The organism is Pseudomonas sp. 8O, assembly GCF_902506495.1.
Classification (GTDB): Bacteria; Pseudomonadota; Gammaproteobacteria; order Pseudomonadales; family Pseudomonadaceae; genus Aquipseudomonas; species Aquipseudomonas chaetocerotis.
This window is the reverse complement of record NZ_LR733265.1, coordinates 811,616-837,209: the sequence shown is the minus strand read 5'-3', so window position 1 is coordinate 837,209 and position 25,594 is coordinate 811,616. Positions and strand designations below refer to the sequence as shown.

The window sequence follows — 25,594 nt, the reverse complement described above, 5'->3', positions numbered from 1 at the left end:
CCTGACACCTTGTGTAGGATGAGCGCAGACTTCGCAAAAGGCTGCCCTCATGCTGTTCGGTGTCGTACTCGTCATCACCTGGCTGATCCTGCTGATCCGCTACCCGACCAAGGCGCTGCCGGTGTCCATGGCCGCGCTGGTCGGTCTCGGCCTGGTGGCCACCTGGGTGCTCTGGCAGGAAACTCGCGATGAGCGCTACCTCGCCCATCTCGAACTGCGCCTGCACTACGACCCACAGCGCTGCCCTGCTGATCGCCCCCTGGCGATCGACCTGAAGAACGGCAGCGACGCTGCCCTGCTTGAGCTGCGCTGGGAAGTCGCCGCCTACCGTCCGGGCAATGCCACCAACCTGGCCCAGCGCCTCTACGAATCGCCGCGCTACAGCGGCCCGGGCGAACTGTTGCCGGGCGCCAGCTGGAGCGACTGCATGCCCCTGCCCGACCTGCGCAGCGGCTATCGCCCGGCGACCCTGGAGTTTCGCGCCGAACGCCTGCAGGGCAAGTTCATTCGCTGACACCTACTGCACGCCGAACGCAGCCTCGTAGCCCGGATGCAATCCGGGGATGCTGCCTATGGCGGTTCCCGGATTGCATCCGGGCTACGGCATTAAGCGCGTAGGGCGGACTCAGGAGCCTAGGCGAACAGTCCGCTATCACCTCAAGCCAAGCCTGCTAAGCTGCAGCCCCATCTCGTCTCAGGGAACCCCGCCATGCCTCAACCCAGCGTCCTGATCACTGGCTGCTCCAGCGGCATCGGCCGCGCCCTGGCCGACGCCTTCAAGGCGGGTGGCTACGCCGTCTGGGCCACGGCGCGCAAGGAGGGCGATCTGGCCGCCCTGCAACAGGCCGGTTTCAACGCGGTGCAGCTCGACGTCAATGATGGCGAAGCGTTGCAGCAACTGACCGCACGCCTGAACGAGGAAATCGGCGGCCTCGATGTGCTGATCAACAACGCGGGTTACGGCGCCATGGGCCCACTGCTCGACGGCGGTGTGGAAGCGATGCAGCGGCAGTTCGAAACCAATGTGTTTTCCATCGTCGGCGTCACCCGCGCGCTCTTCCCGCTGCTGCGCCGCAGCCGTGGTCTGGTAGTGAATATCGGCAGCGTTTCCTCGGTACTGGTGACGCCCTTCGCCGGTGCCTACTGTGCCTCCAAGGCTGCCGTGCATGCATTGAGCGACGCGCTGCGCATGGAGCTGGCGCCCTTCTCCATCGAGGTGATGGAAGTGCAGCCCGGCGCCATCGCCTCCAGCTTCGGCGCCAACGCCAGTCAGCAAGCCGAGGCGCTGATCCGCGAGGATTCGCCCTGGTGGCCGCTACGCGATGGCATCCGCGCCCGCGCCAACGCCTCGCAGGACAACCCGACCCCGGCCAGCGAGTTCGCTGCGCAACTGCTGGCCGCCGTGCAACGCGACAAACGCCCACGCTTGCTGCGTCTGGGCAATGGAAGCCGCGCCCTGCCACTGCTTGCCACGCTGCTGCCCAAGGCACTGTTACAACGGGTACTGAGCAAACGCTTCGGCCTGGTGCAAAGCCTGTGAGCCAGAGCCTGCAACTGCGCTACTACGCGGCTGTGGGGATAGTCACAGCCATCGTGCTGAACCTGCTGCTGCGCACCTTCGTGCGCCTGGGCGGGGTGTTCACCACACTGCTGATCGCCGCCGCCATCGCCGCTGGCCTGGCGCTGGTGTTTCACTGGCGCCAGGGGCGCGCGCCAAGCAGCGCCGAGCGCTGGCGCTTCATCCTGCTCTATGGCGGCGTGCTGGGGCTGCTCTATCTCGGCCTGCTGGGCATGATGGTCCTGCAGGACACACCCAGCCCCATGGGCCTGTTTCTCTTCAGCCTGCATTATCTGTGCTACCCAGTGCTGGCCTGGCTGGCGTTTTCGCCACGCCATGGTCGCTGATCGTTTTGTCAGGATGACTCCGCCATGCTGCACACCCTCGCCGTCGCCAACTACCGCTCGATCAACAGCCTGGTGCTGCCACTGGGCCGGCTCAACCTGATCACCGGCGCCAACGGCAGCGGCAAGTCCAACCTCTACCGTGCCCTGCGCCTGCTGGCGGAAACCGCGCAAGGTGGCGTGGTCAACGCGCTGGCACGCGAAGGCGGGCTGGAATCGAGTTTCTGGGCCGGACCGGAGAAAATTTCCCGACGCATGCTGGGCGGCGAGGTGCCCGTGCAGGGTGGCCCGCGGCAGAACGTGATGCGTCTGCGCCTGGGCTTTGCCGGCGAGGATTTCGGCTACGCCATCGCCCTTGGCCTGCCCGAGCCAAGCAGCTCGGCCTTCGCTCTCGACCCGGAGATCAAGCGCGAGTGCATCTGGGCTGGCGCCAGCTACCGCCCTGCCTCGCTGCTGGTGGATCGCGCCGGGCCCATGGTGCGCATGCGTGAAGGGCGCAGTTGGCAGGTACTGGCCCAACACGTGCCGAACTACGACAGCCTGTTCGACCAGATCGGCAACGACCCGAATTGCCCGGAAGTCTTCCAACTGCGCGAAACCATCCGCCGCTGGCGCTTCTACGATCACTTTCGCAGTGATGCAGACGCGCCGGCACGCCAGCCCCAATTGGGTACGCGCACACCGGTGCTGCATCACGATGGCCGCGACCTGGCCGCCGCGCTGCAGACCATCCGCGAAATCGGCGACCGCGCGGCGCTGGACGCCGCCATCGACGACGCCTTCCCCGGCAGCCGCCTGCATATCGATTTTCAGGCCGGCGGGCGCTTCGCCGTGGAACTGCGCCAGGAGGGTTTGCTGCGCCCCTTGAGTGCAGCCGAGCTGTCCGACGGTACGCTACGCTACCTGCTGCTGGTAGCCGCCCTGCTCACGCCTCGGCCGCCTTCACTGATGGTGCTCAACGAGCCGGAAACCAGCCTGCACCCGGATCTGTTACCTGCACTTGGCCGGCTGATCATCGCCGCGTCGAAGCAAACGCAGGTGTGGGTCGTCTCTCACGCCAGCCGACTGATCGCAACGCTGAAGGAAAGCCCCGACTGCAACACACTGGAGCTGGACAAACAGCTCGGCCAGACCTGCATACGCGGCCAGGGCATGCTCGACGAGCCGCCCTGGCATTGGCCGGATTGAGCGGCCAGACACCAGGCCCGTAGGAGCCCGCTTGCGGGCGATCAACCATTGCCAGGCATCGCCGGCAAGCCGGCTCCTACAACGGCCGCCAACAACGCGGCCGCAACCTCACAGCCCGTCGAGATAGCGCTCGACATCCAGCGCCGCCATGCAGCCGGCACCGGCCGAGGTGATCGCCTGGCGATAGACCGAATCGGCCACATCACCAGCGGCGAACACGCCCTCAATAGTGGTCGCGGTAGCATTGCCCTCATGCCCACCATTGACCACCAGATAGCCATCCTTCAGCGCCAGTTGGCCTTCGAACAGGCTGGTATTGGGGGTATGGCCGATGGCGACGAAAAGACCATCCACCTTCAGCTCGCGGTAAGCGCCGCCGTATTGCTTCAGACGCACGCCAGTGACGCCGCTGGCATCACCCAGCACCTCGTCCACCTCGGCATTGAGTTGCAACTCGATCTTGCCTTCGGCGATACGTGCGCGCAGTTTGTCCTGCAGGATCTTCTCGGCACGGAAAGTCTCGCGGCGGTGAATCAGGGTCACTTTGCTGGCGATATTGGCCAGGTATAGCGCCTCTTCCACGGCAGTATTGCCGCCACCGACCACTGCCACCTCGCGGCCACGATAGAAGAAGCCATCGCAGGTTGCGCACGCCGAAACGCCGCGCCCCATGAACGCCTCCTCACTGGGCAGCCCCAGGTAACGCGCACTGGCGCCGGTGGCGATGATCAGCGCATCGCAGCTGTAGGTAGCACTGTCACCGACCAGGGTGAAGGGCTTGCCGGCCAGGTCCACGGCATTGATGTGATCGAAGACGATCTCGGTCTCGAAGCGCTCGGCGTGTTCCTGCATGCGCTGCATCAGCGCCGGACCGGTCAGGCCATGGGGATCACCCGGCCAGTTGTCCACCTCGGTGGTGGTGGTCAGTTGGCCGCCGGCCTGGATGCCGGTGATCAGCAGCGGTTTCAGGTTGGCGCGCGCGGCATAGACGGCAGCGCTGTAACCGGCAGGGCCGGAACCCAGGATGATGACGCGGGCATGACGAACGGCAGACATCGCTAACTCCTCGCAGGCCCATAGGACCGGCAGGCTGGATAAAAAGGGACTCTCGAAGCACTAGGGGAAGGCTTGGAACGTTGAGAGCCCCGCAAAAAAGCGCACCTCTAAAAGGAAACTGGGCGCAAGGCTATCGGGGCGGTTTGCGAAGCGGAAATATCCATTACCAATTCCGCGAATAGAATCCGCCTATGGCCGTCGGGGTTGAGCCTTGCCCATGGCTGAACTTTCACCGCGCAGGCAAAGTCGGTATGGTCGCGCGCATCAACCACTCAGGAGACCACCATGCCCGCCGCTCCCGTCCTGTCCGGCCCGCAATACCTGCGAGAAGGCCTGAAACTGGTACTCAGCCCTGGTCTGCGCCTGTTCGTGTTGCTGCCGCTGACGGTCAACCTGCTCCTGTTCGTCACCCTGATCAGCTTTGCCGTGCAGCAGTTCAGCGGCTGGGTCGATACCTTCATGCCCACACTGCCGAACTGGCTGAGCTTTCTGCAGTACATCCTCTGGCCACTGTTCGTGGTGCTGGTGCTGCTGATGGTGTTCTTCACCTTCACCATGCTGGCCAACATCATCGCCGCGCCGTTCAATGGCTTTCTCGCAGAGAAGGTCGAAGTGGTAGCGCGCGGTGAAGATCACTTCCCGCCATTCAGCTGGGCCGAACTGGCGGCCATGGTGCCGCGCACCATGGGCCGCGAGATGCGTAAGCTGGCGTACTTCCTGCCGCGTGCCATCGGCCTGCTGATCCTCAGTTTCATCCCGGTGGTGAACCTGATTGCTGCGCCGCTGTGGCTGCTGTTCGGCGTGTGGATGATGGCCGTGCAGTACATCGACTACCCGGCGGACAACAACAAGATGAGCTGGCAGGACATGCTCGCCTGGCTGCGCGAGAAGCGCTGGCAGAGCCTGAGCTTCGGCGGTATCACATACGCCGCCCTGCTGGTGCCGGGGCTGAACATCCTGATGATGCCGGCGGCAGTGGCCGGTGCCACGCTATTCTGGGTACGCGAGCGCGGCGAGCAGGCGCTAGGTTCGCGCAAGAACATCGTGTAACGCCTGCATCGACGCCTGCGACTCGCGCTCGATGCGCCGGCGCATGAACAGGTCATTGGCCAGGCGCATCGGCCAGCCGGCGAAACCGTATTCGAGGGTGCGCACGAACTCGCAGCCGCCCTCCACCGTCACGCACTCGTAGGTGAGCAGCAGGTGCAGGCCATGATCGCCCTGCGCACTGGCCTGCCAACGCTGGGCCGGCTGATGGTCGAGCACGCTCCAGCGCAGATGCCCGGCGCGGCCGCCAGCATGAATGTCTTCCTCGAAGCGCTCACCTGCGAGCAAGGCCCCCTCGCGCCCATAGATGCGCAGTGACGACGGGTGCCACTGCGGCCAGTGACTCGGCGCCGCGGCGTATTCCAGCACGCGCGAGGCAGGCCGGGCGATGCGAATGTGGTGTCGCTGGCGGTTCTGCTGATGAATCGCCTCAGGCTCCCAGTGCAGAGTGCCGTACAGCCAGTCCATCAGCGGATGAACGATGCCGAAGTTGTACGAATGCATCAGTTCACGGCGATGGTGCAGCGCGTGCAGGCGGCGCATCTGGCGAATCCACGGCAAGCGCGAAACCGGGTGCTCGGCCGGCAGGTGCTCGCAGGCATGCACCACTTCATAGCTCATGTAGCCCAGCAGCATGCTGCCGGCGAACAACGCGGCGACGTTGCCGTCGAGATGGGACAACAGCCACCAGGCGGCGAATAACGGCAGGCTGTAGAACACGATCAGCCAGGCCGGAAAGAGGATCACCCGCCAGTCGCGCGCCGTCTCGTAGGGCATCAGCGTCTCGACGAAGAAGCTGTGGTGATCGCCGGTGTGGCGTTTGTAGAAGAGTTTGCCGAAGCGCGTCTTGTTGTGGCCGAGGCGCTTGTGCACCTGGTACTCACCCCAACTGAAGAACACCAGCGTCACCGGCACCAGCAGCCACTGCCAGGGCGCCACGGCTTCCAGCGTGCTCCCGAGCCACCCGATGCAGAGCAGCCCGTAAGCCAGTACGAATGCGGCATGCAGCCAGGGGTTGTACAGCGGATGGATGGCAGCCCGGTAATCGCTGCGAAAAGCCCGGGCATTGTCATTGTTGTAGGCCATGGCGCTCTCCTGTGGATTGACAGCAGTCTAGGCCCGGCCAAATCATTCGAATAATGGATATTTGAAAAGAGCATTATCCGTGATAACGAATTTACGTCAGCTCGACCTCAACCTGCTGCTGGTCTTCGACGCCCTGATGCAGGAAGGCAATCTGACCCGCGCCGCCCAACGCCTGCACCTGAGTCAGTCAACCGTGAGCAACGCCCTCGCCCGCCTGCGCCAGCAACTGGGCGAGGAGTTGTTCCAGCGCACCGCACGCGGCATGACGCCGACCGCGCGCGCCCTGGCGCTCTACCCACCCGTGCGCCAGGCGCTGCAATTGCTGCAGACCGGCCTCGGTCCGGCAGAACCCTTCGATGCGCGGACGCCACATGTGTTCAGCCTGTCGCTCAACGACTACGCCCAGGCCGCGTTGTTGCCGACGCTGCAGGCGCACCTGGCCCGCGTCGCGCCGCTGGTAGAGCTGGTGGCTCACAGCGACGACGCCGACAACCTGCTGCCACGCCTGGAGAGCGGCGCTCTAGACCTGGCCATCGATTACCTGCATTTCGACTCGCCTGACCTGCGCTATTCGCCCCTGCGTGAAGAGGCTCTGGTGGTGATCGGGCGCCAGGATCATCCGGCCTTCGTCGGCGGCCTCAGCCTCAAGGATTACCAAGAGGCTCGCCATGTGATCGTGACGCCACGTGCCGGGCGCGGCTCGCCACTGGAAATCGTCCTGGGCTCGGCCAAGGTCAGACGCCAAGCGGCGCTGCACCTGCCCAATTACCTGCCGATTCCCGCCATCGTCGCCCACACCGATTTGCTCGGCACCGTACCGGCGCGCCTGGCCAACGCCTTCGCGCCGCTTTTCGCCCTGCAGGTCGCACCATTGCCCTTCGACATGCCGGCCGTGCAGATCAGCCTGATCTGGCACCGCCAGCAGCACCACGACCCGGCACATGCCTGGCTGCGTGAACAACTGCACGGCCTGCTTGCCTGACATATAAACGCAATCGAAACGTCATGTTCACTACATGACCTGGGCAGAGACTGCTTACATGAACGCACCTTCTCTGCACATCGCGCTGATCAGCGAAACCTTCCCGCCGGAAATCAACGGCGTGGCCAATACCCTCGGCCGCCTGGTCGACGGCCTGCGCAGCCGCGGCCATCGCGTGCAACTGGTGCGGCCACGCCAGGAGGTCGATCAGGAACAGGACGCCGGCAATGATCTGCTGCTCACGCGTGGCTGGCCGCTACCCGGCTACCCCGGCCTGCAATGGGGTCAGTCATCCCTGCACAAGCTGCTCAGGCGCTGGCAACGGCAGCGACCGGATGTGCTCTATATCGCGACCGAAGGTCCGCTGGGCCTGTCCGCTTTGCGCGCAGCCAGGCGCCTGGCGATCCCGGTGGTCAGCGGTTTTCACACCAACTTCCAGCAGTACACCGGGCACTACGGCATCGGCCTGCTGACGCGGGCGATGACCAACTACCTGCGCTGGTTCCACAACCGCACGCAGCTGACGCTGGTGCCGAGCATCGGCCAGAAGGTCGACCTCGAACGCCGCGATTTCGAACGCCTGGCCCTGCTTGCCCGTGGCGTCGACAGTCAGTTGTTTCACCCAAGCAGACGCAACGAGGCCCTGCGTGAAAGCTGGGGCCTGGGGCCGGATGATCTGGCGGTGCTGCATGTCGGTCGCCTGGCGGCAGAGAAGAACCTCGGCCTGCTGGTCAAGGCCTTCCACGCCCTGCAGAAGGCACACCCACAACGACGCATGCGCCTGATTATGGTCGGCGACGGACCGCTGCGTGCCAGCCTCCAGGCGCAATTACCAGAGGCGCTGTTCTGCGGCCTGCAACGCGGTGAAGAGCTGGCCACGCACTACGCGTCAGGCGATCTGTTCCTGTTTCCCAGCCTCTCGGAAACCTTCGGCAACGTGGTGCTGGAAGCCCTGGCATCGAGTCTTGCCGTGGTGGCATTCGACCAGGCGGCGGCCGCCCAGCATATTCATCACCGCCACAATGGCATGCTCGCTCGCCCTGGCGACGAAGCCGGTTTCTGCGAAGCCGCCTGTGAGTTGCTGGATGATGCCGAAGTGCTACGGCGCATACGTCTCAATGCGCGCCGGCATGCCAGCCACCTGAGTTGGGACGGCATCGTCGCGTTGTTCGAACAGCACCTGCGCAGCGCCATGCAGCCGGCGCCCGAACAGACGAAGCCGGTGAACATCGAGACCCCAGTGGCGATACCGAGCAAAACCTCAGAGCGCTGACACATTCCCCGTAGGGTGCGCCGTGCGCACCGGAAACCCGACGCGATACCGAGCAGGTTCGCGCGGAGCCCCATCAATCAGCGGACGCAAAAAAGCCCCGATGTGCCGGGGCTGAAAATGGGGCGCCGGATCGCGACGCCCGCTAGAAACAGAGTCAGACCAGCGTAGTCAGCGCATCACGACTGAACGGCAGGATGTCCTGCTCACGACCTTCACGCACCTTCAGCGCCCAGTCCGGGTCGACCAGCAGTGCACGCCCCACGGCCACCAGGTCGAACTCCTCCTTGTTCAGGCGCTCGAGCAGATTCTCGAGGCTGGCAGGCTCGGCCACCTTGTCGGTCTTGACCATGAACTGCAAAAACTCGCCATCCAGGCCGACGCTGCCGACGGTGATGGTCGGCTTGCCGGTGAGCTTGCGCGTCCAGCCAGCCAGGTTGAGGTCGCTGCCTTCGAACTCCGGCTCCCAGAAACGGCGGGTCGAGCAATGGAAGATGTCCACGCCAGCCTCGGACAGCGGCTTGAGGAAGGCTTCCAGTTGCTCCGGGGTCTGCACCAGGCGCGCGGTGTAATCCTGCTGCTTCCACTGCGAGAACCGCAGAATGATCGGGAAGTCCGGGCCAACTGCTGCACGTACCGCCTGGATCAGCTCGATGGCGAAACGCGAGCGCGCTGCCAGGTCACCGCCGTACTGATCGGTGCGCTGGTTGCTGCCTTCCCAGAAGAACTGGTCGATCAGATAACCGTGGGCGCCGTGGATCTCCACGCCATCCATGCCAATGGCCTTGGCATCGCGCGCGGCCTGAGCGAAGGCGGCGATTACCTCATCGATATCGGCCTGGGTCATGCCGTGCACGACCACCTCGCCGTCCTTGAGCTTTTCCATCGGGCCATAGCCGGGAACGCTGGCATCCGGCTCGGTGCCCAAACGGCGCACGTTACCGACGTGCCAGAGCTGCGGGACGATCTTGCCGCCTTCGGCATGTACCGCATCGACCACCTGCTTCCAGCCGGCCAGGGCGTCTTCGCCGTAGAAACGCGGCACGTTCGGGTAACCGTTGGAGGCCGTGTGGCCGACGGTAGTGCCCTCGGTGACGATCAGGCCCACGCCCGCAGCTGCGCGGCGACGGTAGTACTCGATGACCTTGGCGTTGGGCACGCCACCGGGCGAGAAGGACCGGGTCATCGGCGCCATGACCACACGGGTCGGCAGCTCCAGGTTACCGAGACGGAACGGGGCGAACAGGGCTTGAACGGGAGCGCTCATCATCTTTCCTCTGGGGTTGAACGGTAATCAGGCCTGCAGCAAACGCTCCAGGCGGGTGACGAAAGCTTCCAGCGGCTGCAGGTTACGGCCCACCTTGAGGCGGGCGAGCACGCCCTGCCAGGCGTCGCTGATAAAGGTGGCGAGGTTGCCGCAGTCCTCGTCAACCGACAGTTCACCGGCAGCCTGCGCCTGCTCCAGGCAGTCACGCAAAATGTCCACCGAAGTCTGCTGAATAGCTGCGACCTCGGCGCCGATGGCCGGCAGCATCTCGCTCATCTCGAAACTCAGGCTGCCGATGAAACAGTGATATTGCGGCGTCTCCTGCCGGGCGAAATGCGCCAGCAGCTCGCGGTAATAGCCGAGGATGCGCGCACGCGGGCTCGCCGCCGGGGCGTTCAACGCCTGGGCGTAGCGCGCCAGACGTGGCCGATAGATGAAGGCCAGCGCCTGCAGGGCGAAGTCTTCCTTGCTGGCGAAATAGTGATAGAAGCTGCCCTTGGGAATCCCGGCCGCCTGCACGATCTCCAGCACGCCGGTGCCGTGGTAGCCACGGCGCGTCATCACCGCCGAGCCTTTGCTCAGGATCAGGTCGCGCTTGTCGAGTCGAATGCTGTTCATGGCGCCGAGCATATGACCGGTCGTCTCGCTCGGGACAGCACTATTGATATTGGTGATTGAGGTCTAGAACGCAGCGCCCGGATGGATAGACCCTCCGAGCCCTACGCCACAGTGGATCGATGAAGCGTGATCCACCAGGTACCAGGTCGGCCGCAGGAAATGGAACAACCACGAACCTGTGGGAGCGGCTTCAGCCGCGATGCATGTCGCGGCTAAAGCCGCTCCTACAGCCCGCACAGATCACTGTGCCAGCTATTTTTCGGATGAACATAGGCGGCTGGACGGACGCTGACCTGGTGGATCGACAGAGCGTGATCCACCCCACGCTCAGGGCTGCAGCCAGATCAGCGAAGCGAAACGCCCGGTGCGGGCACTGCGGCGATAGGAGTAGAAACGCGGATCGTTGTAGGTACACAACCCACCGCCGCTGACGGCGGTCACGCCGATGGCAGCCAGGCGAATGCGCGCCAACTGGTAGATATCAGCCATGAACTTGCCGGCATTGGCGCTGGGCACGAATGCGCTGGCAGCCTCGGCATGTTGCTGCACGAAAGCCTCGCGCACTTCACCACCGACCTCGAACGCTGCCGGGCCGATGGCCGGGCCGAGCCAGACCAGCAACTCCTGCGGCGCGACGTCCAGCGCCTGTACAGTCGCCTCCAGCACGCCACCGGCCAAACCGCGCCAGCCGGCATGGGCCGCCGCCACACGCGTACCAGCGCGGTCGCAGAACAATGCTGGCAGGCAATCGGCAGTCATCGCCGTGCAGGCGATACCGGGCGTGGCTGTCCAGTTGCCATCGGCTTCGATGAGCGTTGAAGGATCAGCTGGTGCCACGACGGTGCCATGCACCTGACGCAACCAGGCTGGCTGGCAACCCAGGGCATCGACCAGATGCTGACGGTTGCTGGTCACTGCAATCGGGTCATCCTCGACATGATCGCCCAGGTTGAAGCTATCGAACGGCGCAGCACTGACGCCGCCGCTACGCGTGGTAACGCAGGCGCGCACGTTGGCCGGCGCAGGCCAATCAGGAATGAGCCAGTCGTGGGCACTCACCCGACGAAGGCCTCGCGATCCTGACGCAACAGGGTCAGCAGCCAGACCAGATCATCCGGCAGTTCCGACTCCCACTTCATGCGCTTGCCGGTAGCCGGGTGATCCAGTTCGAGGAAACGCGCATGCAACGCCTGACGCGGGAACTCCTTGAGGCTCTGCACCAGTGTCGGGCTGGCGGCTGGCGGAATGCGGAAACGACCGGCGTAGACCGGATCGCCTACCAGCGGGTAACCAACGTGGGTCATGTGCACACGAATCTGGTGGGTACGCCCGGTTTCCAGCTTGACCCGTACATGGGTGTGCGAGCGGTAGCGCTCAAGCACCCGGTAGTGACTGATCGCCGGCTTGCCGCCGTCAGTCACCGCCATGCGCTGACGCTGGCTGGAGCTGCGGCCGATCGGCGCATCGATGGTGCCGCCAGCGGTGATCACGCCAATGCAGACGCATTCATAAATGCGGCTGACGGTGCGCTTCTGCAGCTGTTCGACCAGGTTGGTCTGCGCCTGCAGGGTCTTGGCCACCACCATCAGGCCGGTGGTGTCCTTGTCCAGACGATGGACGATGCCGGCGCGCGGCACATTGATGATGTCCGGGACGTGATGCAGCAGGGCATTGAGCAGCGTGCCATCGGCATGCCCGGCAGCCGGATGCACCACCAGGCCAGCCGGCTTGTCGATCACCAGCAGGTGTTCGTCTTCATAGACGATGTTCAGTTCGATGTCCTGCGCGATCCACTCGCCCTGCGCCTCCTGCTCGGCATCGAGCACCAGGGTTGAGCCGGCATGCACGGTGTCGCGCGGGCGCGCTACGGCGCCATCGACGGTCAGGCGACCTTCCTTGATCCAGGTGGAAAGGCGCGAACGGGAGAACTCGCCAAACAGCTGCGCAGCCACCTGGTCGAGGCGTTGACCGCCCTGTTCAAAGGGGACAATGGCTTGGAGTTGGATCAGCTGTTTCTTTATAGAAGTCATCTTCGGCAACGGCGGGAGCCTGGCCTTTGGTTTCGGCGACAGGCTTGTGGTTAAATACGGCGTCTTTGCCCCAGGGGTTTCCGGGGGCGCTCATCATAACAGGACGGCCGCGCGGCCGTCACAGGGACGCAAGCCGCCATGCAAGTGAAACACCTGCTGCTGATCGCCATCCTCGCCCTTACCGCCGCCTGCTCCTCCAAGCAGCCGGAGGTCGATGAAAACCTCAGCGAGGTGGAGCTGTACCAGCAGGCCCAGGCCGACCTGGACAACCGCAGCTATACCCAGGCCACCGCCAAACTGAAGGCGCTGGAATCGCGCTATCCATTCGGACGCTATGCCGAGCAGGCGCAGCTGGAACTGATCTACGCCTACTACAAGAATGCCGAGCCGGAAGCTGCCAAGTCGTCCGCCGAGCGCTTCATCCGTCTGCACCCGCAACACGCCAACGTCGACTACGCCTACTACCTCAAGGGCCTGGCCTCCTTCGACCAGGACCGTGGCCTGCTGGCGCGCTTCCTGCCGCTGGACATGACCAAGCGTGACCCGGGTGCCGCACGCGACTCCTACAACGAGTTCGCTCAGCTCACCAGCCGTTACCCGACCAGCCGCTACGCCCCGGATGCCAAACAGCGCATGATCTACCTGCGCAACCTGCTGGCTGCCTATGAGATACATGTCGGCCACTACTACCTGACCCGCCAGGCCTATGTCGCTGCCGCCAACCGTGGCCGCTACGTGGTGGAAAACTTTCAGGAAACCCCGTCGGTCGGTGACGGCCTGGCGATCATGACCGAGGCCTATCAGCGCCTGTCCCTGGACGACCTGGCTGCCACCAGCCTGGAAACCCTCAAGCTCAACTACCCTGACCATCCGAGCCTGGAAAGCGGCGAGTTCGTCCCGCTCGAAGAGGAAGCCGACAACCGCTCCTGGCTGGCCAAGGCCACCCTGGGCCTGATCGAAACCGACACGCCGCTGCCGCCGGGTGAAACCCGCGCCAGCCAGGACGTGGTTCGTCAGTACGAGGAAGCCGAGCAGCAGATACCGCGCGAACTGCAGCAGGACGCCAAGACCGGCGAAACCGCCAAGAAGCGTTCGATCTGGAGCTACATGACCTTCGGTCTGTTCGACTGATCGACGCGTCAGTGCAGAAGGGAGGCCACGGCCTCCCTTTTTTGTGCCCGTGAATTCATCCAGGCTACGGGCCCGACTCCGACTTGCAGCCCGCCCCCCTCGGAATCAGCTCACAGCCTGCCACCGCCCCTCTGTGCCGATGGTCTCAGCTTGGCTAAACTGCCGACTTTAACCGGATAAAAGAGCACACCATGGGCCTGTTCCGCCTGCTGTTCTGGGTTGCAGTGATCTTCGCCGCAATCTGGATCTGGCGTCGTTTCATCAGCAAAGCCAAGAGCACTCGCCCCACCGAGGACGCTGCAGCCCCGATGGTGCGCTGCGCGCACTGCGGCGTGCACATTCCCAAGACCCAGGCACTGAGCCAGGATCAGCAGTGGTACTGCAGTCAGGCCCACCTCGAACAAGGCCCACACACCGGTGACCGCTGATATCAGCGCACCCGGCAACACTCAGGGGCGACGTATCCTCAGGCTCTATCACTTCTATCGCCTGAGCATCGGCCTGGCGCTGATCCTGATGATTTCCAGCAACCTCGACGAACAGTTGCTGGACGTCGTGCATATCGAGCTGTTTCGCACCGGCAGTTGGGTTTACCTGATCCTCAACATCTTCATCGCCGTACTGGTGCAGAAACCCAAGCACCTGATGCAGCTGTTCAGCCTGGCGCTGGTCGATGTGATCTTTCTCTCGGCGCTATTCTACGCAGCCGGCGGCACGCCCAGCGGCATCGGCAACCTGCTGGTGGTGGCGGTGGCCATCGCCAATATCCTGCTGCGCGGACGCGTTGGTCTGCTGATCGCCGCCGTCGCCGCCATGGCGCTGATCTACCTGACCTTCTACCTCAGCCTCAGCCGCCCGGCCGCAGCAGCCCAGTACGTACAGGCTGGCGCACTTGGTGCGTTGTGCTTCGCCGGGGCGCTGTTCATCCAGGGCATCACCCGCCGCCTGCAGGTCAGCGAAAACCTGGCCGAACAGCGCGCCGCCGACGTGGCCAACCTGGAAGAACTCAACGCGCAGATCCTGCAGCGCATGCGTACCGGCATCCTGGTGCTCGATACCCAGCATCGTGTGCTGCTGGCCAACCAGGGCGCGACCCAACTGTTGGGGCGCGGCGAACTGACCGGCAAGATCATCGACCCGCATTGCCCTGAACTGGTCAAACGCTTGCAACAGTGGCTGCACAACCCGACCCTGCGCCCGGAAAGCCTGCAGGCCCAGGTCGATGGCCCGGTGCTGCAACCCAGTTTCATTTCCCTGCAACGCGGTGACCAGCAGCACACCCTGGTGTTTCTCGACGACATCTCGCAGATCGCCCAGCAGGCGCAGCAACTCAAGCTGGCCTCGCTCGGCCGCCTGACCGCCGGTATCGCCCACGAAATTCGCAACCCGCTCGGCGCCATCAGCCATGCCGCGCAATTGCTGCAGGAGTCGGAGGACTTGCACGGCCCGGATCAGCGCCTGGCCCAGATCATTCAGGATCACTCCAAGCGCATGAACCTGGTGATCGAGAACGTTCTGCAACTGTCACGCAGGCGCCAGGCCGAACCGCAACTGCTCGACCTGAAGTACTGGCTACACCGCTTCGCCAGCGAGTTTCGCAGCTCGGCACCGGCTGACCGGCAGATTCACCTGGAGACTCAGGGCGGCAGCCTGCAAACGCGCATGGACCCGCATCAACTGACCCAGGTGCTGACCAATCTGGTCCAGAACGGCCTGCGCTATAGTGCCAAGCAGCACAAGATCGGCCAGGTCTGGCTGCGCCTTTTCCGCGACGAGAACAGCGACCTGCCGGTGCTGGAAATCCTCGACGACGGCCCCGGTGTGCCGCCAGAGCAGGAGCAGCACATCTTCGAGCCCTTCTACACCACCGAGAACAAGGGCACCGGTCTCGGCCTGTATATTTCTCGCGAGCTGTGCCAGGGCAACCAGGCGCGCCTCGACTATAAACCTCGTGAAGGTGGCGGCAGTTGCTTCCGTATCACCTTCGCCCATCCGCGCAAACTGAGCTGAGCATGAACCGTCAGAGAGCACTGATCGTCGACGACGAACCCGATATCCGCGAATTGCTGGAAATCACCCTCGGACGCATGAAACTGGACACCCGCAGCGCCCGCAACGTCAAGGAAGCGCGCGAGTGGCTGGCGCGCGAGCCGTTCGACCTGTGCCTGACCGACATGCGCCTGCCCGATGGCACCGGCCTGGATCTGGTGCAGCATATCCAGCAGCGCCATCCGCAAGTGCCCGTGGCGATGATCACCGCCTACGGCAGCCTGGACACTGCCATCAACTCGCTCAAGGCCGGCGCCTTCGACTTCCTCACCAAACCGGTCGACCTCGGTCGCCTGCGCGAACTGGTGGCCACCGCCCTGCGCATTCGCTCTCCCGAGGGTGAGGAAACCCCGGTCGACAGCCGTCTGCTCGGTGACTCGCCGCCGATGAAGTCGCTGCGCAAGCAGATCCAGAAACTCTCGCGCAGCCAGGCGCCGGTCTACATCAGCGGCGAATCGGGTAGCGGCAAGGAGCTGGTCGCCCGCCTGATCCATGAGCAAGGCCCGCGCGTCGAACAGCCGTTCGTGCCAGTGAACTGCGGTGCGATTCCCTCGGAGCTGATGGAGAGCGAATTCTTCGGCCACAAGAAAGGCAGTTTCACAGGCGCCATCGAAGACAAGCAGGGGCTGTTCCAGGCGGCCAATGGCGGCACCCTGTTCCTCGACGAGGTCGCCGACCTGCCGCTGCCGATGCAGGTCAAACTGCTGCGCGCGATTCAGGAAAAAGCCGTGCGCGCCGTCGGTGGCCAGCAGGAAGTGGTGGTCGATGTACGCATCCTCTGCGCCACCCACAAGGATCTGGCAGCCGAAGTCGCGGCCGGCCGTTTCCGCCAGGACCTCTACTACCGCCTCAACGTCATCGAACTGCGCGTGCCTCCGCTGCGTGAACGTCGCGAAGATATCGCCCAGTTGGCCGACGTGATGCTCGCGCGCCTGGCCGATGGCACCGGCCTCGCCGCCGCCAGGCTGCACCCCGATGCCCTGGAAAAACTGAAGAACTATCGCTTCCCCGGCAACGTGCGCGAGCTGGAAAACATGCTCGAACGCGCCTACACACTGTGCGAAGACGATCAGATCACGCCCAGCGACCTACGCCTGGCCGATGCCAGCGGCCCGAGTAGCGAAGGTGGCGAAGCCAGCCTGGCGCAGATCGACAACCTCGAGGACTACCTCGAGGACATCGAACGCAAGCTGATCATGCAGGCTCTGGAAGAAACGCGCTGGAACCGCACGGCGGCGGCTCAGCGTCTGGGCCTGACCTTCCGGTCGATGCGCTATCGACTGAAGAAACTGGGTATCGACTGACCACGGATCACGCGCATGTAGAAGCCGGCTTGCCGGCGATCAAGACAGCCTGCGCCGAGTCCTGAAGTCCCTTGATGCGGGGATAACAAGGTATCAGTGCAACCGCCCCGCCGGCGCGTAAGGCGCCGGATCGATGATCGGCTCGTGCCCCAGCAGCAGATCAGCCAGCAGCCGGCAGGACGCTGGCGCCAGCACCAAGCCGTTGCGGAAATGCCCGCAATTGAGCCAAAGACCGGGATACGCAGGCAGCTCGCCAATGAAGGGAATACCTTCAGGCGAGCCTGGCCGCAAACCAGCCCAATGCCCCACCACTTCGGCATCCTTGAGTGCAGGCAACAGCTCTTCGGCCGATGCCTTGAGGCTTTCCAGCGCATTATCGGTCGGCGTCTTGTCGAATCCGGCGTATTCCAGCGTGCTGCCAATCAGGATATGCCCATCGCGCCGCGGAATCGCATAGCGCCCCCTGGCCAACACCATGCTTGGCAGAAAGTCCTCGGCGCACTTGTAGAGAATCATCTGCCCCTTCACCGGCTCGACCGGTAACTCCAGACCAAGCGTTTTGAGCAGTTCGCCACTCCAGGCCCCGGCAGCCAGCACCACGCGCTCGGCACGAATCTCGCCATCGGCCGTAGTCACGCCGCAGATCCGACCCGCCTCCTGGACAAAGCCTTTGACAGGGCAATGCTCACGCAGCTCCACGTTCGGCATGGCCGCCAAAGCCGCTCGCAACGCTTTGACCAACCGAGGATTACGCACATTGGCCACGCCCGGCATATGGATGGCGCGCTCAAAACCACCACCCAGAACAGGCACCTGCCGATACGCCTCGGCGATATCCACTGGAAAAAGCGGACGCCCCTCGCGTGCAGCCCAGGCCAGCGCCTCGGCCTCATCATCGAGATCCAGCCAGTACAACCCGGTGGCGTTTACCTCGGGATCGATACCGGTGTCTTCCAGCAACTGCCGCGCAAAACCCGGATAGAAATCCTGCGACCAATGCGCCAACGCCGTCACCGCCGCGCTGTAACGCCAGGGATAGAGCGGGGAAACAATGCCGCCGCCGGCCCAGGAGGACTCGCGGCCGACACCCTGACGATCCAGAAGGAGTACACCCTCGTCCGCTGCTGCCAACAACTTGGCGGACAGCAAACCCAAAGCCCCTCCTCCAACTACTAACGTACGCCCCACATCGCCCTCTCATTTGCCAAGACAGTCAATCACTACTAAACCTTCCACTCGTGCCAGGAACGCACACAGCAGAATGTAAAGGACTATACCCATGAAACTACCTACACAGTTGGCGTTCAGCCTCTACGAGCTTCTTGTCGTGCTGGCACTGCTCAGCACCGGCGCCTCTCTGGCAGTACCAAGTCTCCTTGCACTACAACAAAAAAGCGAACGCGAAGCCCTGTGCAACCATCTGCGCGCCTCTCTCAGTCACGCCCGACTACAAGCCGTAGTGCACAAAACAAGCGTAGAGCTATGCGGATCACACGATGGTGCAACTTGTGGTCACGACTGGAGTCAGGGCTGGCGTATGCAGTTCATGAACGCACCGGAACACATCATGCTGATCCAGCAGCATCGCAGCAGTACACCATTACGCTGGGTCGGCTTCGACTCGCGCATTCGCTTTCACGCCAACGGCACCAGCCCGTCCAGTAACGGCCGCTTCTTTCAGTGCAAAGGCACGGAAATAGCCTGGCAACTGATACTCAACCGACAGGGGCGAGTACGCCTCGCAAGTCATCAGGAAAACCTCGCCCAGGTCCATCGCTGTCAAGGCTGAACAACACAGCAACCAGTCATCCGCTCCAGTCAGCCAGCCGTCCTGCTACGGCAGACAGACAAAGGACGTTATCGCAGTATTCGCTCGGACGTCCCCAAGGAGCAAAACATGTCACGCCATCCTGACATGCGAGGTTTTAGCCTGATCGAACTGATGATCGTGCTGGCATTGCTGGCTATCGCAGTAGGCATCGCAATACCCAACTTCGCCCGCCTGGTTGCCAACAACCAGATCGAGGCGCAGGCGCAGACGCTCAACAGTTTGCTGCAGTTCGCTCGTTCGCAGGCGGTGGTACGCCGTACCTCGATCAGGCTGCGCAACGACAACAATGACTGGATTGTCGAGAACGCAGCGGATGCCACCCGGCTGCGCCAGGAAACCTTTAACCCGGATCACGCCAGTGTCGCCAGCAGCCTGGCGCCGGTCACGCTCACCTTTACAGCAAACGGCACAGCCGAAACCGCAAGCTTCGTCGTTTGCCGCGACGATAACCCGGTATTTGCCTATCGAATCGAGGTTCAGCCCAGCGGCAGTACGCGTCTGATGCCACGTGGCAAGGACGATGAGGGCAACGACCTGGGAGACTGCCAACCATGACCCTGCGCAATACACAACGTGGTTTCAGCCTGATCGAAGTACTGGTCACACTGCTTCTGCTGACCGTCGGCATGCTCGGTCTGGTGGCTATGCAAGGCCGTGGTATCCAGTTCACCTCGGACTCCGTGGCGCGTAACAACGCCGTCATGCTGGCGACCGAGATCATGGAAAAGATCCGCGCCAATCCCGATGCTCGGGATGACTACATGATCAACGCGCTCGAGGCGCAGGGGGCATGTGGCGACACCCCCATCCCCGTCGACAATGTAGCCAGGCAACTGACCTGCTGGAGCGAGAAAGTGCGCACGCTGATGCCCGGCGCTGCTGGCGACGACGCTGATGCAGTGGCAGTGCGCAATGCGTTCTATATCTGCCGTTCCCAGGTACCCGGTGCCTGTGCCGCTGGTTCTACTGTCGAGGTTCAGGTTGCCTGGCGCTCCAACGGCGAGACCTGCGGCAATGGCGCCGATCCCTTTATCTGTACCTTGCGCCTGCGCGGAGAACTCTGACCATGCACAAGCAACATGGCCTTTCCATTATCGAGATGATGGTTGCCCTGCTGATCAGCAGCTTCCTGATCCTGGGTATCACTCAGGTTTACCTGGACAACCGCGAGAACACGCTGTTCCAGCAGAGCCAGGGACAAAATATCGAGAGCGCTCGCTTCTCCATCCTTCTACTGGAGCAAACGCTGGCCAAGACCGGCTATCGCCGTCGCCCCGATGAAACCATGGAGGCAGCATTTCCCTCGTTTAGTGGCGGTAACTGCAACGGAATGGCTACCGGAGAAGTTGTAAAGCGCATTGACGCAACAAGCTTCTGCATCCGCTACCAACCGGCCTTTCCGGGCGCTCGCACCTGCAGCGGCGACCTGATTGCCGACATTCCAAATGACCCTTACGTGAACACCGATCCAGTCGTCGAAATCTTTCAACTCACCAATGGTGAGTTGCGTTGCAACGGACAAACCATCGCCACAGGCATAACAGCGCTGAACTTCGATTACGGCGTCAACTACAACGATGACAAGCGCATCACCGAATACACACCAGCACCCGCGGCGAACGCCCGTGTGCGTGCTGTGCAATTCGCCATCATGGCAGGCAGCCCGACCGAAGTCGGCAAGAGTGCCGGCAGTGCGGTCTACGAATTCTGGTTCGGCAATGCGCCCAATGACAAACGCCTGTACACCATGCTCTCCAGCAGCACCAGCATGAGGAACCTGATGCCATGAACAACAACCGCCATTACCACCTTGGGCAGCGCCAGCAAGGCGTAAGTCTGCTCATCGCGTTGATTTTTCTGCTTGTCATTACGGTTCTGGCCATCGCCAACATGCGCGAGGTCAGCCTGGAGTCGCGCATCACAGGCAACATGATCGAACAGAAACAACTGCTAAACGTGGCGGAGGCCAGTGTACGCGATGGCGAGCGCAGAACGGTTCAGCGTGGCCCCCAGGAACCGACCAGCACCTGTGAAGGTATTGCCGCCGGTACGCTTTGCCTACTCGACAAAGAGCCCGCCTATGCAATAGACGCGACCAACAAGCAGGTCTATTCACCGGACGACAACACCGAACTCTACGGCGACGCCACCTGGTACGCACAGATAGCACCTGGCGGCGAGCTTCAGGGCGAGTCGGAAAACCCCGAATACGGAAACATGCTGCTAGGTATTGGCGTATTCCGTTACGAGGTAAACGGCATGGCCAGTAACAACGATTTGAATAGCGCTGTGCGCTCGACCGTGGCCCTCAATTCCAAGGGCAGGATCGAAACCGAATGAAATCCATCTTTTTTGTGCCTGGTGATCGATCAGGGAGTCATTCCATGAATCTTTTTCAATCCACGACCAGAACCGTCGGCAGCGCCCTGCTGTTCACATTTGTCTTTTCTGGCTTCAACGCCGCTGTCGGGGCAACGCTGGATATCAGCCAAAAACCCCTCATTTTGAGCGAGAGCGTTGCCCCCAACCTGATCTTCACCCTCGATGACTCCGGCAGTATGCGCTGGGCCTTCGGCCCCGATGATGCGGGCCGCGAAGAGAGCCCGAGCAACCTGCGTAATACTCGGCGCGGAATGTCTTCAACTACCAACCCGATGTACTACAACCCCAGCGTGACTTACCGCCCGCCGGTGAAGCTGAATAACGATGGCTCGGAGGTAGAAAATGGTTATACCTCCAGTTTCACCACCGCTTATCAAAATGGCTTTCAGACCTCTTATGGCTCGATCAACTTAAGCAATGACTATCGAGTATCCTGGAACTTCAGCACTGATGAGGCCGTGAATTATAACTATAGTTCTTCCGTCAACTACGCTGCCCCGACAGGGCGCATATTTAATTTGTCGCAAAACCCTAACTCAGATTTTGGAACTGTCACTTACAGGCTCTCTCTTAGTGGGACCAGCGGAACAAGTAGCCGACAGGACGTCGATCCACCCCCAAGTATTATACCTGGGCTAGGCAAGGTCAGAGTCCAACGAACCACATCTGGAACAAATTGTACTGCGACCTTCATCAGCGGTAGCTATAGCGGCCCTATATCCTGCTCACGCAACAACAATGACTATACGATCAGCTTAAGTAACGTTCCTGTCCCTGCTTACTACTACGTTTACGACCCATCCCTTGCCGGCTGCAACGCTAATAAAAATAACGATGCCTGCCATCGCCCGGTCTTTGTATCGGCCAACTCCGGCGCAGGTGGTACCGACGAACGAGCAAACTTTGCCATCTGGTACTCGTTCTATCGCACTCGCGCACTGGCTACGGTGACCGCCGCAAACCTCGCATTCAACGAACTGGCAGCCTCGTCCCGCTTTACCTGGCAAACGCTGGCCGTCTGCAATACGCTGAACTCCAACAACTGCAATAACAACTACTTCCGTGAACTCAGCCCACGCCACAAGGCCAACTTTCTGAATTGGCTGGCCTCGGTCAAATTCAACAGCAGTACCCCGCTGCTGGCTGCCACAGCACGAGCTGGTGAGTTTTTGCGTACATCATCAGATGCGTGGGCTCACACTCCCAACCCGGTCACTACAACGGGAGGCCGTGGCGCCACCATCGAATCCCCCGTTCATGCATGCCGCCCGAGCTTCCATGTGCTGATGACTGACGGCATGTGGAACGACGACAACTTCCCGAGCGGCATCGCACGACATGACGGCGCCACCTTCACACTTCCTGACGGCAGCCAGACCTATAGCCCAAGCCGCAAGCCTTACGGCAATGACCAGAGAACGACCACTGGCACCCTTGCGGATATCGCCATGCACTACTGGGCCACGGATCTGCGTCCGACTCTGGAAAACGATGTCAAACCCTACATCCAGGTTCCCAACACAGACGCCACGGCCCAGTACTGGGAGCCCAAGAACAACCCGGCCACCTGGCAACACATGGTCAACTACACCATGGGGCTGGCACTCACCAACTCCCTTAATGCACCGAACCTGCCCTGGACCGGCGACACCTTCGGCGGTAGCGGCTATGAAAACCTGCTATCCGGCGCGCAAAGCTGGCCTGAGGCATCAAAAAGTTCATCCAATAACGTCTATGACCTCTGGCATGCCGCCATCAACTCGCGTGGCGAGTTCTTCAGCGTCGATAGCCCGGACGACATGGTCAAGGCGTTCAAGGACATCCTCAACCGTATTGCCAACCGCACCACTTCGGCAGCACGTCCTGCGGTTGCAGCATCCTTCGTGTCCGATAGCGACAACGCCCTGCAGAGCAATGTCTACGCCACCCAGTTCTCCAGCGAGGACTGGAGTGGCGAGCTGAGCAAGACCCTGGTCGACAAAACCGGAGGTACCACCCTGCTGTGGAGTGCGCAGAAAGCCAATGAGGGTATCAACCCCAACACTCGCCGCGTGCTGATGCTCGACAGCACTGCCAGCAACAAACTCAAGAACTTCACCTGGAACAACCTCAGCACCCAGCAGCAAAGTTGGATGAACCGCAACCCTGAAAGCCTTGGTGTGGCATTCGACAGCCGCGGTCAAGACCGCCTGAACTATGTACGGGGCGAACGGAGCAACGAAGGCCTGACCTCTCCGCAGTTCCGCAAACGCAGCTCGATCCTGGGTGACATCATCAACTCCAGCCCTGCGGTCGTCGGCACGCCTGCTTACCTCGCCTACCTCGCCGACGCGATCGAAAACCCCACAGGGGATCTAACCGGCTACAGGAGTTACGCAGCGTTCCGTGAAGCCAACAAGAAAGCCAATCGCCAGGAAATGATCTATGTCGGTGGCAACGACGGCATGCTGCATGGCTTCAATGCCACGACCGGACAGGAAACCTTCGCCTTCATTCCAAGCGAAGTGATTCAGAACCTTCATAAGCTCACGGGACAAAACTACAAAGGTGGCGAGCACCAGTATTTTGTCGACGGTTCCCCCATCGTGCGCGATGTCTACTTTGGCAACGGTGATGATGAAGGCTGGCGCACCGTGCTGATCGGCACCCTGCGCGCAGGGGGCAAATCCCTGTTCGCGCTGGATGTCACCGACCCTGCGCAGATCAAGCTGCTGTGGGAGTTCGACTCAGCCAAGGATGCCGACCTCGGCTTCACCTTCGCACAACCCGAGATCGTGCGCCTGCATACGGGTGAATGGGCAGTCCTGCAGGGCAATGGCTATAACAGCACAAACGACAAGGCTGCTCTGCTGATCATTAACATCAAGAGCGGCGAGCTGATCAAGAAGATCACTGTGCCTGATGTCGTGGAAGGCAACATCACCCTCTCGAATGGCCTGTCCAGCGTGCGTGGTGCCGACAATAACGGTGATGGGCTGGTGGACTATGCCTATGCTGGCGATCTCCAGGGCAACCTGTGGCGCTTTGATCTGGTGAAAACCACCAGCGACACCACATCCATTACGGGTGATCCGTTCGCCCGCACCAACACAGAAGTCGCCAGTACGAGCAAAGCCGATTTCAAACTAGCTTATGGTGAAAAACCTCTGTTCGTGGCCAGGGATACGGCGGGCAAGCGTCAAGCCATCACCATTCAGCCTTCGCTGGTTCGCCACCCGACTAGTTATGGTTATCTGGTGCTTTTCGGTACCGGCAAGTATCTGGAAACGAGCGACGCCAACGTTGACACCAGCCGCGCCATGACGCTTTACGGCATCTGGGATCGCAACACCAAACGCCAGAGCACCACTGCAACTACGCCAGTTGCAGGGACTCGCGCCGGTCGCCTGGTGGAACAGAACTTCACCGAGCAACAAAACAATGTCGTTATCGGTGACGAAGAACAGAGCGCTACACGTGATATCCGCCTGGTAAGCCAGGAGCTACCACAGTGGTTCCGGGCACCAACCACCAGCGAAGCCGACCTCAGGGTCCCGACCTCCGACGCCCTGGTAACGCAGTGGGGCTGGGCGCTGGACATGGCCGTCAAGAACAACAACGGGACCCCGCGACTGGAGGGCGAGATGATCATCAACAATATGACGGCCAGCGGCTCCATCCTGTTCCTCAGCAGCCTGACGCCGAATCAGGATCCCTGCCAGGCAGGTGCAGATACCTGGTTGTATGCAGTGGATGCTTTCAGTGGTGGCCGCACACGCTTCAACGTACTGGATCTGAACGCGGATCGCCTGGTCAACCCAACTGACGCATACAATGCCAATGTCGTATCCGGTATGCGTTTCCCTGCCCTGGGTGGCTTCACCCTGGCACCCGGCAACAAGGTATTCGGCAGCGACGGCGCAGCAGACCCCGCGACCGTGGGCGATGACCCTAACAGCAGCGGCCGCCAGAGCTGGCATATCGTGCCTGAGGAGTTTCAATGATCCAGCGTAAACAGAAGGGCTTCAGCCTGATCGAACTGATGCTCGCGGTGGCGATCATCGGCATCCTGGCGGCCATCGCCATCCCCAACTATCAGGACTACATCACCCGTAGCAAGAGGGCTGAAGGCATGGCGCTGCTCCAGGAAATGGCCGCTCGGCAGGAGCGCTTCTATGCCCAGAACAACCGCTACGTGACCACCCCTGAGGATCTGGACCTGCTGGTCTCCAATCAGGCAAGCGTCATCAACGCTGACGCAGCAGGAGCCAGGGTGCGCTCGGAAAATGGCTACTACTTGGTCGGGGTATCCCGTACCAACGGTGATGGCGGTTATACGCTGACGGCCGAGGAGACTATCGGCGACGGCCTCTGTGGCAACCTGACCCTCACGGCCGTTGGCATCAAAGGCAAGACGTCCACCGGTTCTAATGCCAAGACGGTAGATCAGTGCTGGCGCTGAGCAGCCAAAC

25 protein-coding genes are annotated in these 25,594 nt (G+C 62.0%); 18 read left to right on the top strand and 7 right to left on the bottom strand.

Features of this window, described 5'->3' with window-relative positions; genetic code table 11:
- Positions 1–49: 49 nt before the first annotated feature.
- The 4 genes from GV002_RS17335 to GV002_RS17320 all read left to right on the top strand — a co-directional run bounded on the left by GV002_RS17335 (position 50) and on the right by GV002_RS17320 (position 3,090).
- Positions 50–514, top strand: coding sequence for a multidrug transporter (locus tag GV002_RS17335; RefSeq protein ID WP_160019566.1), 465 nt, complete (start codon positions 50–52; stop codon positions 512–514).
- Between the two features lie 195 nt (positions 515–709).
- Positions 710–1,540 (top strand): SDR family oxidoreductase, encoded by an 831-nt coding sequence (locus GV002_RS17330; RefSeq protein ID WP_160019565.1) that lies wholly within the window; start codon positions 710–712, stop codon positions 1,538–1,540.
- Positions 1,537–1,905, top strand: a complete 369-nt coding sequence (locus GV002_RS17325) for a hypothetical protein (protein ID WP_160019564.1) — start codon at positions 1,537–1,539, stop codon at positions 1,903–1,905. Before GV002_RS17330 ends, GV002_RS17325 begins: the two co-directional genes overlap by 4 nt.
- 24 nt (positions 1,906–1,929) lie before the next feature.
- Complete coding sequence (locus tag GV002_RS17320) at positions 1,930–3,090, top strand: AAA family ATPase (RefSeq protein ID WP_160019563.1); 1,161 nt, start codon at positions 1,930–1,932, stop codon at positions 3,088–3,090.
- A 108-nt stretch (positions 3,091–3,198) separates the two neighbouring features.
- On the opposite strand, the gene trxB is transcribed toward GV002_RS17320, so the two are convergent.
- Positions 3,199–4,146: a thioredoxin-disulfide reductase gene (gene trxB, locus GV002_RS17315; RefSeq protein WP_160019562.1), complete on the bottom strand. Its 948-nt coding sequence runs from the start codon at positions 4,144–4,146 to the stop codon at positions 3,199–3,201.
- 285 nt (positions 4,147–4,431) lie between these two features.
- Here trxB and cysZ point away from each other — a divergent pair, with 285 nt between their 5' ends.
- Positions 4,432–5,196, top strand: coding sequence for a sulfate transporter CysZ (gene cysZ / locus GV002_RS17310; RefSeq protein WP_160019561.1), 765 nt, complete (start codon positions 4,432–4,434; stop codon positions 5,194–5,196).
- Here the strand turns inward: cysZ and GV002_RS17305 are convergent.
- Complete coding sequence (locus tag GV002_RS17305) at positions 5,170–6,279, bottom strand: SRPBCC family protein (protein ID WP_160019560.1); 1,110 nt, start codon at positions 6,277–6,279, stop codon at positions 5,170–5,172. The two genes, cysZ and GV002_RS17305, sit on opposite strands and share 27 nt — an antisense overlap.
- Before the next feature lie 79 nt (positions 6,280–6,358).
- Between GV002_RS17305 and GV002_RS17300 the strand changes: the two genes are divergently transcribed.
- Both GV002_RS17300 and GV002_RS17295 read left to right on the top strand, forming a co-directional pair.
- Positions 6,359–7,261: a LysR family transcriptional regulator gene (locus GV002_RS17300; protein WP_160019559.1), complete on the top strand. Its 903-nt coding sequence runs from the start codon at positions 6,359–6,361 to the stop codon at positions 7,259–7,261.
- Between the two features lie 58 nt (positions 7,262–7,319).
- A complete protein-coding gene (locus GV002_RS17295) occupies positions 7,320–8,534 on the top strand; it encodes a glycosyltransferase family 4 protein (protein WP_160019558.1) in 1,215 nt (404 codons plus the stop codon).
- A 154-nt stretch (positions 8,535–8,688) separates the two neighbouring features.
- On the opposite strand, the gene GV002_RS17290 is transcribed toward GV002_RS17295, so the two are convergent.
- The 4 genes from GV002_RS17290 to rluD form a co-directional block, all read right to left on the bottom strand.
- Positions 8,689–9,798, bottom strand: a complete 1,110-nt coding sequence (locus GV002_RS17290; protein WP_160019557.1) for an NADH:flavin oxidoreductase — start codon at positions 9,796–9,798, stop codon at positions 8,689–8,691.
- 27 nt (positions 9,799–9,825) lie between these two features.
- A complete protein-coding gene (locus tag GV002_RS17285; RefSeq protein ID WP_256667122.1) occupies positions 9,826–10,416 on the bottom strand; it encodes a TetR/AcrR family transcriptional regulator in 591 nt (196 codons plus the stop codon).
- A 327-nt stretch (positions 10,417–10,743) separates the two neighbouring features.
- Positions 10,744–11,475 (bottom strand): peptidoglycan editing factor PgeF, encoded by a 732-nt coding sequence (pgeF, locus tag GV002_RS17280; RefSeq protein ID WP_160019555.1) that lies wholly within the window; start codon positions 11,473–11,475, stop codon positions 10,744–10,746.
- Positions 11,472–12,446, bottom strand: a complete 975-nt coding sequence (gene rluD, locus GV002_RS17275; protein ID WP_160019554.1) for a 23S rRNA pseudouridine(1911/1915/1917) synthase RluD — start codon at positions 12,444–12,446, stop codon at positions 11,472–11,474. The genes pgeF and rluD overlap by 4 nt, the downstream gene beginning before the upstream one ends.
- Before the next feature lie 138 nt (positions 12,447–12,584).
- Here rluD and GV002_RS17270 point away from each other — a divergent pair, with 138 nt between their 5' ends.
- From GV002_RS17270 to GV002_RS17255, 4 genes are all read left to right on the top strand, one after another.
- Positions 12,585–13,577, top strand: a complete 993-nt coding sequence (locus GV002_RS17270) for an outer membrane protein assembly factor BamD (RefSeq protein ID WP_160019553.1) — start codon at positions 12,585–12,587, stop codon at positions 13,575–13,577.
- A 191-nt stretch (positions 13,578–13,768) separates the two neighbouring features.
- Positions 13,769–14,005 carry a PP0621 family protein gene (locus GV002_RS17265; RefSeq protein WP_160019552.1) on the top strand — a complete coding sequence of 79 codons (237 nt, stop codon included), beginning with the start codon at positions 13,769–13,771 and terminating at the stop codon, positions 14,003–14,005.
- Positions 13,995–15,587, top strand: a complete 1,593-nt coding sequence (locus tag GV002_RS17260; protein ID WP_160019551.1) for a sensor histidine kinase — start codon at positions 13,995–13,997, stop codon at positions 15,585–15,587. The genes GV002_RS17265 and GV002_RS17260 overlap by 11 nt, the downstream gene beginning before the upstream one ends.
- A gap of 2 nt (positions 15,588–15,589) precedes the next feature.
- A complete protein-coding gene (locus tag GV002_RS17255; RefSeq protein WP_160019550.1) occupies positions 15,590–16,930 on the top strand; it encodes a sigma-54-dependent transcriptional regulator in 1,341 nt (446 codons plus the stop codon).
- A 93-nt stretch (positions 16,931–17,023) separates the two neighbouring features.
- On the opposite strand, the gene thiO is transcribed toward GV002_RS17255, so the two are convergent.
- The gene (gene thiO, locus GV002_RS17250; RefSeq protein WP_160019549.1) at positions 17,024–18,118 is read right to left on the bottom strand and encodes a glycine oxidase ThiO; all 1,095 of its coding nucleotides are present in this window, start codon (positions 18,116–18,118) and stop codon (positions 17,024–17,026) included.
- A 91-nt stretch (positions 18,119–18,209) separates the two neighbouring features.
- On the opposite strand from thiO, the gene GV002_RS17245 reads away from it, so the two are divergent.
- The 7 genes from GV002_RS17245 to GV002_RS17215 all read left to right on the top strand — a co-directional run bounded on the left by GV002_RS17245 (position 18,210) and on the right by GV002_RS17215 (position 25,584).
- Positions 18,210–18,719, top strand: coding sequence for a GspH/FimT family pseudopilin (locus GV002_RS17245; RefSeq protein ID WP_160019548.1), 510 nt, complete (start codon positions 18,210–18,212; stop codon positions 18,717–18,719).
- A gap of 108 nt (positions 18,720–18,827) precedes the next feature.
- On the top strand, positions 18,828–19,316 hold the full coding sequence (locus GV002_RS17240) for a GspH/FimT family pseudopilin (protein WP_160019547.1): 489 nt from the start codon (positions 18,828–18,830) through the stop codon (positions 19,314–19,316).
- Complete coding sequence (gene pilV, locus GV002_RS17235) at positions 19,313–19,825, top strand: type IV pilus modification protein PilV (protein ID WP_160019546.1); 513 nt, start codon at positions 19,313–19,315, stop codon at positions 19,823–19,825. Before GV002_RS17240 ends, pilV begins: the two co-directional genes overlap by 4 nt.
- Before the next feature lie 2 nt (positions 19,826–19,827).
- Positions 19,828–20,550, top strand: coding sequence for a PilW family protein (locus GV002_RS17230; protein ID WP_160019545.1), 723 nt, complete (start codon positions 19,828–19,830; stop codon positions 20,548–20,550).
- A complete protein-coding gene (locus GV002_RS17225; RefSeq protein ID WP_160019544.1) occupies positions 20,547–21,101 on the top strand; it encodes a pilus assembly PilX family protein in 555 nt (184 codons plus the stop codon). The genes GV002_RS17230 and GV002_RS17225 overlap by 4 nt, the downstream gene beginning before the upstream one ends.
- A 44-nt stretch (positions 21,102–21,145) precedes the next feature.
- On the top strand, positions 21,146–25,126 hold the full coding sequence (locus tag GV002_RS17220; protein WP_178094717.1) for a pilus assembly protein: 3,981 nt from the start codon (positions 21,146–21,148) through the stop codon (positions 25,124–25,126).
- Positions 25,123–25,584, top strand: coding sequence for a type IV pilin protein (locus tag GV002_RS17215; RefSeq protein ID WP_160019543.1), 462 nt, complete (start codon positions 25,123–25,125; stop codon positions 25,582–25,584). The genes GV002_RS17220 and GV002_RS17215 overlap by 4 nt, the downstream gene beginning before the upstream one ends.
- Positions 25,585–25,594: the final 10 nt, after the last annotated feature.

Excerpts from the sequence above, each read along its gene's own strand:
- GV002_RS17335 (WP_160019566.1), top strand. The coding sequence starts at position 50 with ATGCTGTTCGGTGTCGTACTCGTCATCACCTGGCTGATCCTGCTGATC.
- GV002_RS17330 (WP_160019565.1), top strand. The coding sequence starts at position 710 with ATGCCTCAACCCAGCGTCCTGATCACTGGCTGCTCCAGCGGCATCGGC.
- GV002_RS17320 (WP_160019563.1), top strand. The coding sequence starts at position 1,930 with ATGCTGCACACCCTCGCCGTCGCCAACTACCGCTCGATCAACAGCCTG.
- trxB (WP_160019562.1), bottom strand. The coding sequence starts at position 4,146 with ATGTCTGCCGTTCGTCATGCCCGCGTCATCATCCTGGGTTCCGGCCCT.
- cysZ (WP_160019561.1), top strand. The coding sequence starts at position 4,432 with ATGCCCGCCGCTCCCGTCCTGTCCGGCCCGCAATACCTGCGAGAAGGC.
- GV002_RS17305 (WP_160019560.1), bottom strand. The coding sequence starts at position 6,279 with ATGGCCTACAACAATGACAATGCCCGGGCTTTTCGCAGCGATTACCGG.
- GV002_RS17295 (WP_160019558.1), top strand. The coding sequence starts at position 7,320 with ATGAACGCACCTTCTCTGCACATCGCGCTGATCAGCGAAACCTTCCCG.
- GV002_RS17290 (WP_160019557.1), bottom strand. The coding sequence starts at position 9,798 with ATGAGCGCTCCCGTTCAAGCCCTGTTCGCCCCGTTCCGTCTCGGTAAC.
- GV002_RS17285 (WP_256667122.1), bottom strand. The coding sequence starts at position 10,416 with ATGAACAGCATTCGACTCGACAAGCGCGACCTGATCCTGAGCAAAGGC.
- rluD (WP_160019554.1), bottom strand. The coding sequence starts at position 12,446 with ATGACTTCTATAAAGAAACAGCTGATCCAACTCCAAGCCATTGTCCCC.
- GV002_RS17270 (WP_160019553.1), top strand. The coding sequence starts at position 12,585 with ATGCAAGTGAAACACCTGCTGCTGATCGCCATCCTCGCCCTTACCGCC.
- GV002_RS17265 (WP_160019552.1), top strand. The coding sequence starts at position 13,769 with ATGGGCCTGTTCCGCCTGCTGTTCTGGGTTGCAGTGATCTTCGCCGCA.
- GV002_RS17255 (WP_160019550.1), top strand. The coding sequence starts at position 15,590 with ATGAACCGTCAGAGAGCACTGATCGTCGACGACGAACCCGATATCCGC.
- GV002_RS17245 (WP_160019548.1), top strand. The coding sequence starts at position 18,210 with ATGAAACTACCTACACAGTTGGCGTTCAGCCTCTACGAGCTTCTTGTC.
- GV002_RS17240 (WP_160019547.1), top strand. The coding sequence starts at position 18,828 with ATGTCACGCCATCCTGACATGCGAGGTTTTAGCCTGATCGAACTGATG.
- pilV (WP_160019546.1), top strand. The coding sequence starts at position 19,313 with ATGACCCTGCGCAATACACAACGTGGTTTCAGCCTGATCGAAGTACTG.
- GV002_RS17230 (WP_160019545.1), top strand. The coding sequence starts at position 19,828 with ATGCACAAGCAACATGGCCTTTCCATTATCGAGATGATGGTTGCCCTG.
- GV002_RS17225 (WP_160019544.1), top strand. The coding sequence starts at position 20,547 with ATGAACAACAACCGCCATTACCACCTTGGGCAGCGCCAGCAAGGCGTA.
- GV002_RS17220 (WP_178094717.1), top strand. The coding sequence starts at position 21,146 with ATGAATCTTTTTCAATCCACGACCAGAACCGTCGGCAGCGCCCTGCTG.
- GV002_RS17215 (WP_160019543.1), top strand. The coding sequence starts at position 25,123 with ATGATCCAGCGTAAACAGAAGGGCTTCAGCCTGATCGAACTGATGCTC.